Source organism: Nonomuraea sp. ATR24, from assembly GCF_041950485.1.
GTDB lineage: Bacteria > Actinomycetota > Actinomycetes > Streptosporangiales > Streptosporangiaceae > Nonomuraea > Nonomuraea ceibae.
The window spans coordinates 84,880-101,852 of the sequence record NZ_JBGNUU010000013.1; the positions used below are offsets into that span (position 1 = coordinate 84,880).

General features: G+C 72.1%; 17 protein-coding genes. 8 read left to right on the forward strand and 9 right to left on the reverse strand.

What is annotated here, in order from left to right; genetic code table 11:
- Positions 1-56: 56 nt before the first annotated feature.
- From trpD to ACBI99_RS28620, 3 genes are all read left to right on the forward strand, one after another.
- A complete protein-coding gene (gene trpD / locus ACBI99_RS28610) occupies positions 57-1,106 on the forward strand; it encodes an anthranilate phosphoribosyltransferase (RefSeq protein WP_357586293.1) in 1,050 nt (349 codons plus the stop codon).
- Between the two features lie 61 nt (positions 1,107-1,167).
- A complete protein-coding gene (locus ACBI99_RS28615) occupies positions 1,168-1,596 on the forward strand; it encodes an Hsp20/alpha crystallin family protein (protein ID WP_219504975.1) in 429 nt (142 codons plus the stop codon).
- Between the two features lie 68 nt (positions 1,597-1,664).
- Positions 1,665-1,982: a MerR family transcriptional regulator gene (locus ACBI99_RS28620; protein ID WP_219504974.1), complete on the forward strand. Its 318-nt coding sequence runs from the start codon at positions 1,665-1,667 to the stop codon at positions 1,980-1,982.
- On the opposite strand, the gene ACBI99_RS28625 is transcribed toward ACBI99_RS28620, so the two are convergent.
- The 4 genes from ACBI99_RS28625 to ACBI99_RS28640 form a co-directional block, all read right to left on the reverse strand.
- Positions 1,979-3,367: a class II fumarate hydratase gene (locus ACBI99_RS28625; RefSeq protein ID WP_357586295.1), complete on the reverse strand. Its 1,389-nt coding sequence runs from the start codon at positions 3,365-3,367 to the stop codon at positions 1,979-1,981. The two genes, ACBI99_RS28620 and ACBI99_RS28625, sit on opposite strands and share 4 nt — an antisense overlap.
- Before the next feature lie 29 nt (positions 3,368-3,396).
- A complete protein-coding gene (locus ACBI99_RS28630) occupies positions 3,397-5,172 on the reverse strand; it encodes a protein kinase (protein ID WP_375073931.1) in 1,776 nt (591 codons plus the stop codon).
- 35 nt (positions 5,173-5,207) lie between these two features.
- The gene (locus tag ACBI99_RS28635) at positions 5,208-6,320 is read right to left on the reverse strand and encodes a serine/threonine-protein kinase (RefSeq protein WP_219504968.1); all 1,113 of its coding nucleotides are present in this window, start codon (positions 6,318-6,320) and stop codon (positions 5,208-5,210) included.
- Between the two features lie 70 nt (positions 6,321-6,390).
- Positions 6,391-6,999 (reverse strand): superoxide dismutase, encoded by a 609-nt coding sequence (locus tag ACBI99_RS28640; protein ID WP_357586299.1) that lies wholly within the window; start codon positions 6,997-6,999, stop codon positions 6,391-6,393.
- Positions 7,000-7,509: 510 nt separating this feature from the next.
- On the opposite strand from ACBI99_RS28640, the gene ACBI99_RS28645 reads away from it, so the two are divergent.
- Positions 7,510-7,698: a DUF5999 family protein gene (locus ACBI99_RS28645; protein WP_357586301.1), complete on the forward strand. Its 189-nt coding sequence runs from the start codon at positions 7,510-7,512 to the stop codon at positions 7,696-7,698.
- 34 nt (positions 7,699-7,732) lie between these two features.
- Here the strand turns inward: ACBI99_RS28645 and ACBI99_RS28650 are convergent, their stop codons facing one another.
- A complete protein-coding gene (locus tag ACBI99_RS28650; protein ID WP_375073932.1) occupies positions 7,733-9,385 on the reverse strand; it encodes a fumarate hydratase in 1,653 nt (550 codons plus the stop codon).
- Positions 9,339-10,256, reverse strand: a complete 918-nt coding sequence (locus tag ACBI99_RS28655; RefSeq protein WP_375073933.1) for a DMT family transporter — start codon at positions 10,254-10,256, stop codon at positions 9,339-9,341. Before ACBI99_RS28655 ends, ACBI99_RS28650 begins: the two co-directional genes overlap by 47 nt.
- A 68-nt stretch (positions 10,257-10,324) precedes the next feature.
- Here ACBI99_RS28655 and ACBI99_RS28660 point away from each other — a divergent pair, with 68 nt between their 5' ends.
- Both ACBI99_RS28660 and ACBI99_RS28665 read left to right on the forward strand, forming a co-directional pair.
- The gene (locus ACBI99_RS28660) at positions 10,325-11,689 is read left to right on the forward strand and encodes a PLP-dependent aminotransferase family protein (protein WP_375073934.1); all 1,365 of its coding nucleotides are present in this window, start codon (positions 10,325-10,327) and stop codon (positions 11,687-11,689) included.
- A gap of 22 nt (positions 11,690-11,711) precedes the next feature.
- Positions 11,712-12,668: a Gfo/Idh/MocA family oxidoreductase gene (locus ACBI99_RS28665; RefSeq protein WP_375073935.1), complete on the forward strand. Its 957-nt coding sequence runs from the start codon at positions 11,712-11,714 to the stop codon at positions 12,666-12,668.
- Here ACBI99_RS28665 and ACBI99_RS28670 read toward each other — a convergent pair.
- Entirely contained in the window at positions 12,652-13,812 is a 1,161-nt protein-coding gene (locus ACBI99_RS28670; RefSeq protein ID WP_219504955.1) for an MFS transporter, read from the reverse strand. The two genes, ACBI99_RS28665 and ACBI99_RS28670, sit on opposite strands and share 17 nt — an antisense overlap.
- A gap of 44 nt (positions 13,813-13,856) precedes the next feature.
- On the reverse strand, positions 13,857-14,498 hold the full coding sequence (locus tag ACBI99_RS28675; RefSeq protein WP_219504954.1) for a DUF998 domain-containing protein: 642 nt from the start codon (positions 14,496-14,498) through the stop codon (positions 13,857-13,859).
- A 98-nt stretch (positions 14,499-14,596) separates the two neighbouring features.
- Here ACBI99_RS28675 and ACBI99_RS28680 point away from each other — a divergent pair, with 98 nt between their 5' ends.
- Positions 14,597-15,244, forward strand: coding sequence for a DUF1707 domain-containing protein (locus ACBI99_RS28680; protein WP_375073936.1), 648 nt, complete (start codon positions 14,597-14,599; stop codon positions 15,242-15,244).
- A gap of 9 nt (positions 15,245-15,253) precedes the next feature.
- Here the strand turns inward: ACBI99_RS28680 and glpX are convergent, their stop codons facing one another.
- Positions 15,254-16,288 carry a class II fructose-bisphosphatase gene (glpX, locus tag ACBI99_RS28685; protein ID WP_219504952.1) on the reverse strand — a complete coding sequence of 345 codons (1,035 nt, stop codon included), beginning with the start codon at positions 16,286-16,288 and terminating at the stop codon, positions 15,254-15,256.
- A gap of 81 nt (positions 16,289-16,369) precedes the next feature.
- On the opposite strand from glpX, the gene ACBI99_RS28690 reads away from it, so the two are divergent.
- On the forward strand, positions 16,370-16,969 hold the full coding sequence (locus tag ACBI99_RS28690) for a TetR/AcrR family transcriptional regulator (RefSeq protein WP_219504951.1): 600 nt from the start codon (positions 16,370-16,372) through the stop codon (positions 16,967-16,969).
- Positions 16,970-16,973: the final 4 nt, after the last annotated feature.

The following is a 16,973-nucleotide window of genomic DNA, read 5'->3' on the forward strand; positions in this document are numbered from 1 at the left end:
GCCGGGAGCTCCCGCGACGCCCTGTCGAGCTCCCCGACACACGAAAGGGCGTCCTCATGACCGTCACCTGGTCCGCACTGCTCACCACGCTTCTCGGCGGCAGCTCCCTGTCGGCGCGCGAGGCGGCCTGGGCCATGTCGCAGATCATGTCCGGCAGGGCCACCGACGCGCAGATCGCCGCCTTCGCCGTCGCGCTGCGCGCCAAGGGGGAGACGGTCGAGGAGGTGGCCGGCCTGGCCGACGGGCTGCTCGCCGGCTCGTCCGCGATCAGGATTCCCGGCGACACGGTCGACCTCGTCGGCACCGGCGGCGACCGCGCCAACACCGTGAACGTGTCCACCATGGCCGCCGTCGTCGCGGCCGCGGCCGGCGCCAAGGTGGTCAAGCACGGCGGGCGGGCCTCGTCCTCCACCACCGGCGCGGCCGACGTGCTGGAGGAGCTCGGCGTGGTCGTCGATCTGCCTCCGGCGGCCGTGGCGCGGGTGGCCGAGGAGGCGGGCATCACGTTCTGCTTCTCCGCGACCTTCCATCCGGCGCTCAGACACGCCTCGCGGGCCCGCCGGGAGCTGGGCGTACCCACGGTGTTCAACTTCCTGGGGCCGCTGACGAACCCGGCGCTGCCCGCCGCCCAGGCCGTCGGTGTGTTCCATCCGCGCATGGCGCCGGTGATCGCGGGCGTGCTGGCCGAGCGCGGCGGCTCCTCGCTGGTCTTCCGGGGTGACGACGGGCTCGACGAGCTCACCACGTCCGGGCCGTCGTCGGTCTGGGTGGTGCGGCGCGGCACGGTCACGCCCACCTCCTTCGACCCGGCCGAGCTGGGCATCCCGCGCGCCACGCCCGACGAGCTGCGCGGCGGCGACGCCCGGCACAACGCCGCCGTCGCCCGCGCCGTGTTCGCCGGGACGCCGGGGCCGGTGCGCGACATCGTGCTGCTCAACGCCGCCGCCGCGCTGGTGGCCGCCGACGGCGCGCCCCCGGCCGAGGGGCTCACCCAGGCCCTGGAGGGCGCCTACAAGCGGGCCGCCGACGCCGTCGACTCAGGCGGCGCCGCGGATCTGCTCGCCCGCTGGTCAGCGGCCACCCGGACACTTGCTTCCAACTCGTAATGGAGTTAACCTGCAACTGCAGTTGGAGGTTACAGCCACTCCGAGTTTCAAGGAGGTTCGGATGCTGCTCACGTCGATCGACCCGTTCTTCCAGGAGTTCGAGCGCCAGTTCAACCGCCTGGCCCGCCAGACCTTCGACGACGGAGCCGCGATGGCCATGGACGGGCTCCGCCGCGACGACGACGTCATCCTGCGCTTCGACCTGCCCGGCGTCGAGCCCGGCTCGATCGAGGTGACCGTCGACCGCGGCGTCCTGAGCGTCAGCGCGCGCCGCGAGGAGGAGATCGGCGAAGGCGAGCGGCTGTTCGTGCGCGAGCGCCCGATGGGCACCTTCACCAGGCGCGTCTACCTGTCGGAACACCTCGACAGCGAGCGCATCGACGCGGGGTACGACAACGGCGTCCTCACCGTCCGCATCCCCGTCCTCGAACGCGCCAGACCGCGCAAGGTGGAGATCCAGCGGACCACGCCCAAGGCCATCAACGCCTGACACCGGCGACCGGGGCGGGCGCCACCGTCCGCCCCCGCCCGCCCCCGTCCGAAAGCGAGAGAGGCCGCATGCCCCAACTCCCCTTCGACAACGAGCACGCCCCGCTCTACTCGCTCGGGCAGGTGGCCGAGATGCTCCAGGTCCAGCCGGCCTACCTGCGCCGGCTGGACCGCCACGACGTCATCAGCCCCGGCCGGTCCAACGGCGGCCAGCGCCGCTATTCACGCCACGACATCCTGGCCGTTCAGCACGTCACCCGCATGGTCGACGAAGGCATGACGCTCATCGCCATCCGCCGCATCCTGGAGCTCGAACGCGAGCTCGCCCAGGTGCGCGACGAACTCGACCAGGCCCGCGCCCGGCTGGCCGAGCTCGACCGGCCCTAGCCGGGCCGCGTCATCGACAGCACGTCCAGCAGGCCGTCGAGCTGCTCCTCCGTCAGCGTGCCGTTCGCGACGTGGCCACGCTCGATCACCACCTCGCGGATCGTCTTGCGCTCCTGGAGCGCCTGTTTGGCGATCTTGGCGGCCTCCTCGTAGCCGACATGCCGGTTGAGCGGCGTCACGATCGACGGCGACGACTCCGCGTACTCCCGCAGCCTGTCGACGTTCGCCGTGATGCCCATGACGCACCGGTCGGCCAGCAGCCGCGACACGTTCGCCAGCAGCCGGATCGACTCCAGGATGTTGCGGGCGATCAGCGGGAGCTGCACGTTCAGCTCGAAACTGCCCGACGCGCCCGCGAACGTGATCGCCGCGTCATTGCCGATCACCTGCGCCGCCACCATCGCCGTGGCCTCCGGGATGACCGGATTGACCTTGCCCGGCATGATCGACGAACCCGGCTGCAGATCCGGCAGGTTGATCTCACCCAGCCCCGCCCGCGGCCCCGACCCCATCCAGCGCAGATCGTTGGCGATCTTGTTCAGGGAGACGGCCACCACCTTGAGCTGGCCCGACAGCTCCACGACCGAATCCTGCGCGCTCTGCGCCTCGAAATGGTCCATCGCCTCACGGAACCCGATCCCCGTCGCCTCACGCAGCCGCGCGATCGCCAGCTCCGCGAACCCCGGCGGCGTGTTGATCCCCGTGCCGACCGCCGTGCCGCCCAGCGGAAGCTCCAGCAGATGGCCCAGCGCCGCCTTCACCCGCACCGCGCCGTGCTCCACCTGCGTCGCGTAACCGCCGAACTCCTGGCCCAGCGTCACCGGCGTCGCGTCCATCAAATGCGTGCGGCCCGACTTCACCGCGTCCTGGAACTGCAGCTCCTTCGTCCGCAGCGCCGTCGCCAGATGCTCCAGCGAGGGCAGCAGGTGGTAGGTCACCTCCGTCGCCGCCGCCACGTGGATCGACGTGGGGAAGACGTCGTTCGACGACTGCGAGGCGTTCACATGGTCGTTCGGATGCACCGGGCGGCCCAGCCGCTCCTCCGCCAAGGAGGCGATCACCTCGTTCGCGTTCATGTTGGACGAGGTGCCGGAACCCGTCTGGAAGACGTCGATCGGGAAATGCTCGTCGTGCTCGTTCTCCGCCACGTCGGCCGCCGCCTGCGCGATCGCCTCCGCCAGATCCTTGTCGATCACGCCCAGCTCGCCGTTGACCTCCGCGGCCACGGCCTTGATCAGGCCGAGCGCGGCGATGTGGGACGGCTCCAGCGTCCGGCCCGAGATCGGGAAGTTCTCCACCGCTCGCTGGGTCTGCGCGCGCCACCTGGCGCCCGCCGGGACGCGCACCTCGCCCATCGAGTCACGTTCGATACGGTACTCGCTCATGCCTCCCAGTCTGGCTCACGGGCAGGCGATCAGCTCTGAAGCAGGGCCACGATCAGGATGGCGATCACCACGGCCGCGGCGGCGGCGACGCCCATGAGCATGAGCATGCCCTTGCGGTTGCCGCTCGCGGGCTCGTCGGGGCCGGCGATGGCGAACAGGTCGGTGCCCAGGCCGTGGGAGTCGGGGCGCTCCGGCTGCTGGGGCCCCGGCGGGTACGGGCCCTGCTGGGGTTGCCCGGGAGCGGGCTGCTGGGGGCGCTGCTGCTGCGGGGTCGGCGGGTACACCTGGAGGCCCGGCGCGCTCGGCAGCTGGATGCGCGTCGTGACGATGGTGCTCTCGTCCCCGGCCTTGCCCGCGGGCCCGGGTCGCCCGGCGCCCTGAGGCCCAGGCCCTTGCGGTCCCTGCGCCTGCGGTCCACGGCCCTGAGGCCCTTGCGGTCCGGCCGCCTGCGGGCCGGGTCCCTGCGGTCCGGTGCCGTGGGGGACGGCCGCCTGGGGTCCCGGCCCCTGGGGCCCGTTCGCTCGGGGTCCCGGTCCGTGGGGGCCCTGTCCCTGCGGGCCGGGCGCGTGGGGCCCCGATCCCTGCGGTCGCGGTCCCTGGGGGCCGGGGGCGTACGGGCCCGGGGGGGACGGAGGCTGGGAGGATTGCCCGGGCCCGCCCTGCGGGGGCGTGCCCTGCGCCGGGCGGCCCTGCGGGGGCGACTGCGGCGCGGGCGGCGTCCGGGGAGGGGCGGGCTGGGGGAAGGGGCTCTTGGGCCGCTGCAGGCTGACCGTCCTGTCGGAGTCGGCCACCGCGCCGGGCCCGCCGAGCTGTACGGGCGCCGCCGCGCCGGGCGCGAACGCCGAGCCGACCTCGCTGCTCGCCGGCGTCCCCGCGCCCGGCCCGGGTGTGGCAGGGGGTACGGGCTGGGGGCGGGAAGCGGGCTGGGACAAGGGGGACTCCTGGTTGAGGGCCTCGCCGGTGATGGCCGGCATCTCGCTCGTCGGCGTGTCGGCCACCATGCGCAGCATGGTCTCGGCCTTGGCGGCGTTGAGCCGTTGCTTGTAGTTCTTGTGCAGGAGCCCGTCGAGCACCGGGCGGAGCTGGCCGGCCTGGGTGGGCGGGTCGGCGCTCTCGCTGAGCAGCGCCGCCAGCGTCTCGGCGATCGTGGAGCGTTCGTAGGCGGGCCGGCCCTCGACGGCGAAGTAGAGCGTGGCCCCCAGGGACCAGATGTCGGACTCGGGCCCGGTGTATTCGCCTCTGGCACGTTCCGGGGCGGTGTAGCCGGGGGAGCCGATCACCATGCCGGTCCGGGTGAGCCGGGAGTCGCCCTCGGCCTTGGCGATGCCGAAGTCGGTGAGGACGACGCGGCCGCTCTCGGTGATGAGCACGTTGCCGGGTTTGACGTCGCGGTGGGTGATGCCCTGGGCGTGCGCGGCGCGCAGCGCGCCGAGGAGGTCGACGCCGATCTCGGCGACGAGCCGGGGCGGCAGCGGGCCTTCCTCGTCGATGACCTGCTCCAGGGAGCGGGCCTCGATGAGCTCCATGATGATCCACGGGCTGTTGTCGTGGACGAGCACGTCGTGGATGGCGGCGACGGCCGGGTGGCTGATGCGGGCGGCGATGCGCCCTTCGCGGACCATGCGTTCGCGCAGCTCGGCGCGTTGCTCCTCGGTGAGCCCGGGATCCTGGCGGATCTCCTTGACCGCCACTTCGCGGCCGAGGGCGCGGTCGCGGGCACGCCACACGGTGCCCATGGTGCCCCGGCCGAGGGGCGAGATGAGCTCGTAACGCTCCGCTAGCAGGCGCGTCTGCTGTTCCGGCATGAGAAGAAGATATCGATTCTCGCTTGGGAAGTGCTTTAACCTCGCTTGCGAAGTTCTCTTGGCCAGAACCGCCGAGGAAGGAACAACTTTATCACCGTCGATTTCAAGCGGGCATAAGCCGACGGGGCGGGCCTGGCTTCCCCTCTTTTTCTGTGAACTCCCTCACCCGGCTTGCGTTCCTGCCGCTGGACGGGCACGCTCACGGTCGCCGAGGAGGTGACGTCGGCCCGGTGGAGCCCGCGGTGCGCGGGCCGGCGTGGGAAAGACGGCGCGTGGAGCGCCATGGCCGGGCGCGGGGCCTTGCGCGGGGTCAGCGGCTCCTCGGCGGAGCCGCCCGCCGCCACGCGGGCGAGCATGAGGGAGGCGCGCACCGAGTCGAGCCGGGTGTGCGGGTTGATGCGCAGCAGCGCGTCGAGCACCGGGGCGAGCGGCCCGGCCTTGGCCATCGGGATGGGCTCGCCGCTGGTCAGCGCGGCCAGCGCGGCGGCTGCCGTACGGCGTCCGTGCAGGCCGCGGCCCTCGACGGCGGTGTAGAGGGTCGCGCCGAGCGACCACAGGTCGGCGGCGGGGCTGGCCTTGGCGCCGAGCACACGCTCTGGAGCGATGTAGCCGGCGGAGCCGAGCACGATGCCGGCCTGGGTGATGGAGACGTCGCCTTCGAGGGCCGCCAGGCCGAAGTCGGTGAGCACGGCGCGGTCCTCGGTCACCAGCACGTTGCTGGGCTTGACGTCGCGGTGCAGGATGCCCTTGGCGTGCACGGCGCGCAGCGCGCCGAGGATCTGGCGGCCGATCTCGGCGGCGTGGCGCGGCTGGAGCGGTCCCTCCTCCTGGATGAGCTGCTCCAGGGACTTGGCCCGGAGCAGCTCCATCACGATCCACGGCCGGTCGTCCTCGGTGACCACGTCGAAGACGGTGATGACCGACGGGTGGGCGACCATGGCGGTGGCCCGGCCCTCGCGTTCGGTGCGCGCGCACAGCTCGGCGCGCAGCTCCTCGTCGAGCACGGTCGGAAGGCGCACTTCCTTGACCGCGACCTCACGGTTGAGCAGCTCGTCATGTGCCCGCCACACGGTGCCCATGCCGCCGCGTCCGACCGGTTCGACGAGCCGGTAGCGCGCGGCGAGGAGGTAACCGGAGGGCGCACGCATGCCTGGCAGCTTACCTATTTGTGTAAACCGACCAGTAGAGGCGTGGCCGATAATTTGTTGCGAATCCAAGTCAACCGGTCTGACCGGTGACGTCAGCAAAGCGGGCGGCCACATCCTCCCAGTTGATCAGGCCCCAGAGCTTCTCGACATAGTCCGGGCGCACGTTGCGATACTGCAGGTAGTAGGCGTGCTCCCAGGCGTCGAAGACGAGCAGCGGCGTGGTGTTCATGCCGACGTTGCCGTGGTGGTCGTACACCTGTTCGATGACCAGCCGCCGGCCGAGCGGTTCCCAGGCCAGCACGCCCCAGCCGGAGCCCTGCACGGACGCGGTGGCGGTGGTGAGCTGCTTCTGGAACGCCTCGAACGTGCCGAAGTGCTCGTCGATGGCGTCGCGGAGCGGCCCGTCGGGGCGGTCGCCGCCGTCGGGGGAGAGGTTCTGCCAGAAGATCGAGTGCAGTACGTGCCCGGACAGGTTGAACGCGAACGTCTTCTCCAGCCCGACCAGGCCGCCGAACTCGCCCTTGTCGCGGGCCTCGGCCAGCCGCTCCAGCGTGTCGTTGGCGCCCTTGACGTAGGCGGCGTGGTGCTTGGCGTGGTGCAGCTCCAGGATCTCGCCGGTGATGGCGGGCTCCAGCGCCGCGTAGTCGTAGGGCATGTCCGGAAGGGTGTAGTCGCCCATGAGTCCTCCTTCGGTGGTGATCGCGACACTATTGCAAGAGATTCGCAGTTGCATCAGCCTTGCGACCTAGGACTCGAGTCGGGCAGCATGGGAGGGCAGTTCGGTCCTGTCCGGGTGGGCGGCTCGCCCCGCCCGCCCGGGTGACCGCACTCCGCTCCTCTTAGACATGCCGCCGGGTAACGGGCAGGCAGTGATTGCTGACGGGAACTCTGGGGACGCGTCAGCAAGTTGTAAGGCTGTGGTAAGGGCACGCAGGCATGCTGGATCTATCGGGCAGGAAGGCACATAAGGAGGCCGAATCTGTCGGTGCCGATCGTCACAATGAAGGCATCAGCCCGAAGCTCGACAGCAACTGACAACCGATCGAGGGACGTGGTGAAGATGCGCCAGATCCAGGTTCGCCGCCGGCCCCGCAGGCCGAGCGGGGCCTCGCTGGACCTTCGCACGCCGTCCGGGCGCCAGCTGCCCTACTGAGATCAGAACCCAGGAGCGCCATCTGAGAGGTGCACGATGTGCAGTCACGTCCCCACTTGTCCGAGTTCCGATTCCCCCGACCGTGAAGCCGCGCACGTGATCTCGGCCCACCCTGACCAGGGCTGGAGCCTGCTCTGCAACGGTGTCGTCCTGTTCGAGGACACCGGCCTGCTGCTGCCCGACGGCAGCGTCGTGGCGCCGCATCGGGTGCCGGTGGCGGCCTGACCGCGCTGCCCGGCACCCTGGGACGTCAGGCGGCTCAGCGCCGCCCGATGCTCAGCACCGGCCCGGTGCGGTCGGTGAAGAAGTCGTCGCCCTTGTCGTCGACCACGATGAACGCCGGGAAGTCGACGACCTCGATCTTCCACACCGCTTCCATGCCGAGCTCGGGGTATTCGAGGACCTCGACCTTCTTGATGCAGTCCTGGGCCAGCCGCGCCGCCGGGCCGCCGATGGAGCCCAGGTAGAAGCCGCCGTACTGCTTGCACGCCTCGGTGACCTGCTTGGACCGGTTGCCCTTGGCGAGCATCACCATCGAGCCGCCGGCCGCCTGGAAGCGCTCGACGTAGGAGTCCATGCGCCCCGCGGTCGTCGGGCCGAACGAGCCGGAGGCGTAGCCCTCGGGCGTCTTGGCCGGGCCCGCGTAGTAGACCGCGTGGTCCTTCAGGTATTGCGGCATCTCGCCGCCGTTGTCGAGCAGCTCGCTGATCTTGGCGTGCGCGATGTCGCGGGCGACCACGAGGGGGCCGGTGAGCGACAGCCGCGTCTTGACCGGATATCTCGTGAGCTCGGCGAGGATCTCGGGCATCGGGCGGTTGAGGTCGATGGAGACGACGTCGTCCGACAGGTGCTCGTCGGTCGTCTCGGGCAGGAACCGCGCCGGGTCGGTCTCCAGCTTCTCCAGGAACACGCCCTCCGGCGTGATCTTGGCCAGGGCCTGCCGGTCGGCCGAGCACGACACCGCGATCGCCACCGGGCAGGACGCGCCGTGCCGGGGCAGCCGGATCACCCGCACGTCGTGGCAGAAGTACTTGCCGCCGAACTGCGCGCCGATGCCCAGCTTCTGCGTCAGCTCGAAGACCTTCGCCTCCAGCTCCAGGTCGCGGAAGCCGTGCCCGGACGCCGACCCCTCGGTGGGGATCGAGTCGAGGTAGCGGGCGCTGGCGTACTTGGCGGTCTTGAGCGCGTACTCGGCGGACGTGCCGCCGACGACGACCGCGAGATGGTACGGAGGGCACGCGGCGGTGCCGAGCGAGCGGATCTTCTCCTCCAGGAAGGCCATCATCCGCTTCTCGTTGAGCACCGCCTTCGTCTCCTGGTAGAGGAAGGACTTGTTGGCCGAGCCGCCGCCCTTGGCCATGAACAGCAGCTTGTACTCGTCCGGGTGGCCGTGCGGGTCCTCGGCGTAGAGCTCGATCTGCGCGGGCAGGTTGCTGCCGGTGTTCTTCTCCTCCCACATGGTCAGCGGGGCCATCTGGGAGTAGCGCAGGTTGAGCCGCGTGTAGGCGTCGTAGACGCCGCGCGAGATGTGCTCGGCGTCGGCCCCGTCGGTCAGCACGTGGCGTCCGCGCTTGCCCATGACGATCGCGGTGCCGGTGTCCTGGCACATGGGCAGCACGCCGCCGGCCGAGATGGAGGCGTTCTTCAGCAGGTCGAGCGCGACGAACCGGTCGTTGCCGCTGGACTCGGGGTCATCGACGATCTTGCGGAGCTGGGCGAGGTGCGACGGCCGCAGGAAGTGGGAGATGTCGTGGATCGCCGTCTCGGTGAGCAGCCGCAGCGCTTCGGGCTCCACTTCGAGGAAGGTCCGCCCGGCCGCTTCGATCTTCTTCACCCCATCCGACGTGATCAGCCGATATTCCGTGTCATCGGCGCCCAGGGGAAGCAGATCGGTGTAGTCGAAGTCCGGCATGGTCAGTAGGGTACGCGCTCTCCCGCGCCGTCCGCCGCGCGGTGGTCAGGCCGATGAGGATGCCGATGATGACCAGCCCGGCGCCGAGCAGGTCGTAGCGGGACGGCGTGGCGATGCCCAGCACCAGACCGGTGCTGATGGCCCCCACCGGGATCAGCCCGGCGAACAACCCGGCCCGCCCCGGCCCGAGCTTCGGCAGCGAGGTGTACCAGAGCAGGAACGCCCCCACGGTCACCACGACCGCCAGGTAGCCGAAGCCCAGCGACTCGGCGAGCGTCGGCATCCGGAGCATCCCCGTGCCTTCCTGGACGAACCCGGTCACGGCCAGCAGGGGCACGGCCAGGACCGTCGAGTACGTGGACACCCGGATGGCCCCCAGCTTCGGCAGCAGCGGCAGCGCCAGCAGGGAGAAGCCCACCTCGCCCACCAGGGCGACGAGCGCCCACAGCAGGCCGGGCAGGTTGCCGCTGCCGAGCCCGGTGGCGAGCGTGGCCCCGGCGACGACCACCACGGAGCCGGCCAGCAGGCGCGGCGCGGGCCGGCCGCCGGCGATGGCCAGCGCGAGCGGCACGGTGCCGAGCACGGTGCCGACCAGGGCCGGGCCCGCCACGCGGGTGGACTCGATCACGGCCACGTTGAAGATCACCAGCCCGACCGTGGTGAGCGCGCCGAGCAGCAGCCACTCGCGGCCCGTCAGCCGGACGAACCGCAGCTTCATCACCCGCGTCACCGCGACCAGGACGACGGCCGCGAGCAGATAGCGCACGGCCTGCCCGCCGTACACGGGATAGGCGTTGACCAGCCCGGACACCCCGGCCAGTGTCCCGACGAGGAACATGGCGGCTGTGGCCCCGGCGACTCCGTTTCTCATGTACGGCATGCTAGGAAGCCAATGGTATCCGCAAATAGTCCAAAGAGCCGAGGTAAAACAGGACCATTATGGCCGACCTTCATATCGTGATAAGTCGCGGCAAGGGGGCGATCGCTGGGCAGATCGCCTCCGAGGTGCGCGACTCCATCCGGCTCGGCAGGCTCACCCCCGGCACCCGCCTGCCCGCCTCCCGCGACCTGGCCGCCGACCTGGGCGTCTCCCGGGGCGTGGTGGTCGAGGCGTACGAGCAGCTCGTCGCCGAGGGCTTCCTGATCTCCCGCGTCGGCTCCGGCACCCAGGTCGCCCCGGCCGCCGCCCGCGCCCCCAGCCCCACGCCGCCCCGGTCAGGGCCGCGCGCCCCCTACTACGGCCACCGCCCCACCTCCCCGGAGCTCGGCCACTTCCCGCGCGAACGCTGGCTGGCCGCCGTCCGGCACGTCCTGGCCACCGTGCCCGCCGACGCCCTCGACTACGGCGACCCCGGCGGCGTCCCCGAGCTCCGCGAGGAGCTGGCCGGCTACCTGCGCCGGGTGCGGGCCGCCGACGTGCGCGCCGAGAACCTGGTCATCGTCGGCGGCGTCGCCCAGGGCCTCAGCCTGATCCTGCACGTGCTCACCCCCGCCGGGCTGGCCGTCGAGGACCCCAGCAGCCACCGCCAGGCGCCCCTGCTGCGCCGCGCCGGGGCCGAGCTGGTGCCCGTCCCGGTGGACGAGGACGGACTCGACGTCGCCGCCCTGCGGACCCGCCGGGCCGACTCGGTGCTGGTCACGCCGGCCCACCAGTTCCCGACCGGGGTGGTGCTCTCACCCGCGCGGCGGGCCGCCCTGCTGGAGTGGGCGCGCGAGGGCGACCGGACGATCCTGGAGGACGACTACGACGCCGAGTTCCGCTTCGACCGCGACCCCGTCGGCTGCCTCCAGGGGCTCGCGCCCGACAGGGTGATCCTGTCCGGCAGCGTCAGCAAGGCGCTGGCGCCGGGCCTGCGCCTGGGCTGGGTGGCCGCCCCCGCCCACCTCGCCGACGCCGTCCGCCGCGCCCGGGGCGAGCTCGACCTCGGCTCCCCGGTCATCGAGCAGTACGCGCTGGCGCACTTCCTGCGCACCGGCGGCTACGACAAGCACCTGCGCCGCATGCGCCGCGAGTATCACCGCCGCCGCGACGCGCTAATCCAGGCGCTGGCCGAGCACGTGCCCGGCGTCCGGGTGCGCGGCATCGAGGCCGGGCTGCACGCCTACCTGGACCTGCCCGACGGCTGGGACGAGGACGAGGTGGTGGAGGCGGCACTGGAGCTGGGGCTCTCGGCCGAGGCCGTCGCGCCGATGCGCTCGTCCGCCGGTCCGCCGGCCGTCGTGATCGGCTTCGCCCGGGTGCCCGCCCGCAGGGCCGCGGAGGCCGTACGCGGACTGAAGGTCAGAATGTCTGGACAGGACTAGGGCGCTCGCCTAGAAAGAAGCCATGCGCGTGGGACTGCTCGGGCTGGGCCGCATCGGCGCCTTCCACGCGGCCACGCTGGCCGCGCATCCGCTGGTGGACGACCTGGTCGTGGCCGACCCGGTGCGCACCTCGCCGCACGGCAGGCCCGGCGACCCGTTCGAGGCCGACGCCGTGGTGATCGCCACGCCCACCGGCACGCACGCCGCGCTGCTGCGCGAGGCCTGCCGGCGCGGCGTCCCGGCCTTCTGCGAGAAGCCCGTCGCCGCCGGCGTCAAGGAGACCGCCGAGGTGCTGGAGGCGGCCCGCGGCCACCGGGTGCAGATCGGCTTCCAGCGCCGCTTCGACGCCGGTTACGCCGCCGCCCGGGCCGCGCTGCGCGCCGGCGAGCTGGGGGAGCTGCACCGGGTGCACCTGATCACCGCCGACCCCGCCCCGCCGCCCGCCGCCTACATCCCGCAGTCCGGCGGCATCTACCGCGACTGCCACATCCACGACTTCGACATCCTGCGCTGGGTGACCGGCCGCGAGGTCGTCTCCGTGTACGCGACCGGCGCGAACCGGGGCGCCGCCTTCTTCGCCGAGGCCGGCGACGTCGACACCAGCGCCGCGCTGCTCACCCTCGACGACGGCACGCTGGCCACCGTGCAGGGCTCGCGCTACAACGGCGCCGGGTACGACGTCCGCATGGAACTCGCGGGCACCCGGGGGACCCGCGCCGTCGGCCTGGGCCCGCGCGCCCCGCTGTCGTCGGCCGAGGGGCTGCAGCCGCACGGCGAGCCGTGGCCCGACTTCGTCACCCGCTTCGCCGACGCCTACGCGGCCGAGCTCGACGCGTTCCTGCGCGGCGCCCCCGGCCTGTGCCCGATCGAGGACGCCCTGGAAGCCCTGTACGTCGCCGAGGCCGCCGAGCTGTCACGCCGCGAACGCCGCCTGGTCGAGGTCGCCGAGGTGCGCGAACCGGTTACGCCCCGGCCCTGACCCGAGGCGCGAACCCGCGCGCCAGGACGATGATCGCGGCGGCCAGCACGAGCGGGGCGGCGAACGCGACCCGCATGTCGGCGGCCTCGGCGATCGCCCCCACCAGCGCCGAGCCGACGATGAACCCCACGTAGTTGAACAGGTTGACCAGGGCGATCGCGTTGCCGGTGCCCGCCGGGTCGAGCTTGCCCGCCGCCGAGAACGACTGCGGCGCCACCACCGACAGCCCCACGCCCGTCAGCCCGAACGCCACCACGGCCAGCGGCTGGCTGGGCGCCGCCACGATGCCCAGGAAGCCCAGCGTGGCGATCGCGCCGCCGAGCCTGACGATGCCCGCCGAGCCGTAACGCCTGACGGCCAGGTCGCCCGCGAGCCGCACCAGCAGCGTGGTCGCCTGGTAGGCGGCGTAGGCCAGCGGGATCACCCGGGCGTCGGCGGCCAGCGTGTCCTGCATGAAGACCGTGGAGAAGTTCGACACCGCCGCGTCGCCCACGTACAGGAAGGCCATCGCCAGGCAGAGCGGGAGGAGCGGCCGGAACGGGACGCGACCGCCTGCCGTGGCCGTCTCCGGGACGGCCCGCTCCTCGGCCGCCGTGTAGAGCTTCGGCCCCGCGACCAGGGAGCCCGCGACGGCCACGGCCATCGGGATCGCCATGGTCGCCTCCAGCGGCAGCCCGTCGCCCACCGCCGACACCCACAGCGCCCCGGCCAGGCTCAGCACGCTCCACAGGCAGTGGAAACCGTTGAGCACGGCCCGGCCGTAGCGGCGCTCGACCGCGACGCCCTGCATGTTCATGCCCGCGTCGACCGCGCCGACCGCCACCCCGAACAGCAGCAGCGCCGGCACCAGCAGCGGCACGCCCGGCGCGAGCCCGGCCAGCACGACGGCGGCGGCCACCAGCGGCTGGGCCACGCGCAGCAGCGCCTTGCTGCCCAGCCGGGCCGCGATCGAGCCGGCCGCCACGCTGCCGACCCCGGCGAAGACCGGCACGATGAGCAGCAGCACCGTCAGCGCCCCCGTGTCGAGCCGGTGCTTGTCCTGGAGGTGGGCCACCTGGGTGAGCAACGTGGCGAAGGAGAGCCCCTGCACGGCGTAGACGGCGAACGTGGCGAGGCGGGCTTGGCGATCACGCGGGGACGGCACGGCGGCCTCCTGATGGGGGGAATCAAACGTGAGGCGGGGTCAGGTTAGCCCGCCGACGTCTCCTCCACCAGGCCCACCGGCTTGCCCGCCGCCCACACCCCGAGCGCCGTCAGCGCGATCACCTCGATCGCGGCCAGACACCGCTCGACCAGGCCCAGCGGCATCACCTGCCACCACGCCAGACCGCTGCGCGCCCCCACCATCACCACCGCGCCCATGCCCAGCACCCACAGCACCGCCACGATCCCGAACGCGAACGCCGCCAGCGCCGCCCGATGCCGCTCCGCCCGCCACGGCCTGGCGATGATCAACGCCGCCAGCGGCAGGCTCAGAAACGCGATCACGCTGCCCGCCCGATGGATGCTGCCGCTCAGCGACGGCCCCACCGACCAGTCGTGCTTCGGGAACCACGCCGTCACCAGCAGCCCGGCACTCCAGGCCAGCAACGCCACCGTGCCCACCACCCCCGCCAGCCGCCGCCGCGCCAGCGACACGCCGATCGCCGCCGACCCCACCGCCAGCAGCGCGACCCCCAGCCCGAACAGCCACCCCCGCTCACCCAGGCCGTGCTCGCTGATCGTGCGCCGGAACGGGTCCATCTCGCCCAGCGCGGCCAGATCCAGGCCCACGATCAACGCCGTCCCCGCGCCCACCGCGCCCAATCCCCAGCGTGCCGACCGATGCACGAACACCCCTCCCGACGCCTGCCTGTCCGGCTCAACGGCCGCAATCTCAGGGAGATTCCGGGGTCCGCTCCCGCGGAGCGCCGGATATTGTCAGAACTGTGAACGAACGCCCCGGGTCCTGGTTGCCGCGCCTGCAAGAAGTCGGTGAGCGCCTGGCCGAGGAGTGGGTGTCCGCCCGCCGCCCGGCCCAGGAAGGCGCGCCCCAGCCACACGAGCTGCGCGCCTCCGACGCCGACCGCGAACGCATCGCCCAGGTGCTCCAGGAGGCCCACGCCGACGGCCGGATCACGCTGGAGGAGCTCGAAGAGCGCCTCACCACCCTCTACGCGGCCCGCACGCTCGGGGAGCTCGCCCAGCTCACCGCCGACCTGCTGCCCGCCGACCAGCAGCCGCTCAACCTCGACGGCCGGCCCGTCTCCGCCGTCTTCAAGAAGCAGGAACGCGGCGGCCGGTGGGTGGTGCCCGCCGAGCTGTCGGTCACCGCCATGTTCGGCACCACCAAGCTCGACCTGCGCGACGCGATCCTGCAGAACCGGCGCATCGTCATCAACGCCACCCTCGTCTTCGGCGGGCTGGAGATCCACGTGCCCGAAGACCTGGAGGTCATCCGCGTCACCAAGGACAAGACCGTCAGGCTCACCAAGCAGCCCACCGAGCCCGGCGCCCCCGTCGTCGAGGTGCGCACCAGCAACTTCGCCGGCGAGGTCAAGGTCAAGGAGCCGCCCCGCCGCAAGCGCCGCCGCTGACGGTCCCGCTCAGCCTGCCGTGTCGAAGTTGATCGCGCTGTAGGCGCGCAGCTTCCACAGCTGGTGCTCGCTCTCCACCTTGCGGATCGTGCCCGAGCGCCCGCGCATCACCAGCGACTGCGTCACCGCCACCCCGCCGCGGAAGCGCACGCCGTCCATCAGCTCGCCCTGGGTGATGCCCGTCGCGGCGAAGAACACGTCGTCGGACCTGACCAGGTCGTTCGTGGTCAGCACCTGGCTCAGGTCGTGACCGGCGTCGATCGCCCTGGCCCGCTCGGCGTCGTCACGCGGCCACAGCTTGCCCTGGATGACGCCGCCCAGGCACTTGAGCGCGCACGCCGCCACGATGCCCTCGGGCGTGCCGCCGATGCCCAGCATCAGGTCGATGCCGGTGCCGCCGCGCGCCGCCATGATCGCGCCCGCGACGTCGCCGTCGGTGATGAACTTGATCCGCGCGCCCGTCTCCCTGATCTCCTTGACCAGCCGCTCGTGCCGGGGCCGGTCCAGGATCACCACCGTGACGTCGGCCGCCGAACAGTGCTTGGCCTTGGCCACCGCGGCGATGTTCGCCGCCACCGGCGCCTCGATGTCCACCACGTCGGCCGCCTCCGGCCCCGTGACCAGCTTCTCCATGTAGAACACGGCCGACGGGTCGTACATCGACCCGCGCTCGCTCACCGCGATCACCGACACCGCGTCGGGCATGCCCAGCGCCGTCAGCCTGGTGCCGTCGATCGGATCGACCGCCACGTCACACTCAGGGCCACCGCCGTCGCCGACCCGCTCCCCGTTGAACAGCATCGGAGCGTGATCCTTCTCACCCTCGCCGATCACCACCACCCCGTTCATCGACACGGTGTTGATCAGCTGACGCATCGCGTTCACCGCGGCGCCGTCGGCGCCGTTCTTGTCGCCCCTGCCGACCCAGCGGGCGGCCGCCATCGCCGCCGCCTCTGTAACGCGTACGAGCTCCAAGGCGAGATTCCGGTCAGGGGCGTGCTCGCCCGTAGCAAGTGCAGCCGGAACCGACGTCTGATCGGACATGATGAAGGGCCTCCTCGTGGACGACTATCCCGATCGTAGTTGTCCCTGTATCCCCGGTCAGCGGAGGATAATGTGCCAGCCATGAGCAGCGAAGTGGAACAGCCGGTCACGGCCCGCACCTCCGAGCGGGGCGCGGCCACGCGCAGCGCTCTCCTGAGGGCCGCCCGCGACGTGTTCGTCTCCAAGGGCTTCGCCGAGGCGGGCGTCACCGACGTCGTGGCCAAGGCCGAGGCCAGCGTCGGCAGCCTCTACCACCACTTCGCCGGCAAGGCCGACCTCTACCTGACGCTGTTCGAGGAGTTCCAGGCCCGGCAGACCCAGCGGACCAAGCAGGCCGCCCGCGACGTGCGCGACAGCGGCGAGAGCGACCCCATGCGGGTCTTCCTCGCCGCCGCCCGCGCCTACCTCGACGGCTGCCTCGAAGAACGCGAGCTCGCCGCCCTCTTCCTGCGCGGCGACGGGCCGCCCGGGTTCGAGGTCGTCATGCGCGACCGGCTGCGCACCTGGGCCCGGCGCAACGCCGCGCTCTTCGACGACTCCGAGAACGCCCTCGTCGTCGTCATCACCGGCGCACTCGCCGCCGCCGTCAGCGAAGTCGTCCAGACAGGCGACCGGGCGCTCGCCGACGACGTCCTCGCCATCGTCGGACGCATTCGCCCGACCGGCGACGCCACCGGGTAACCTC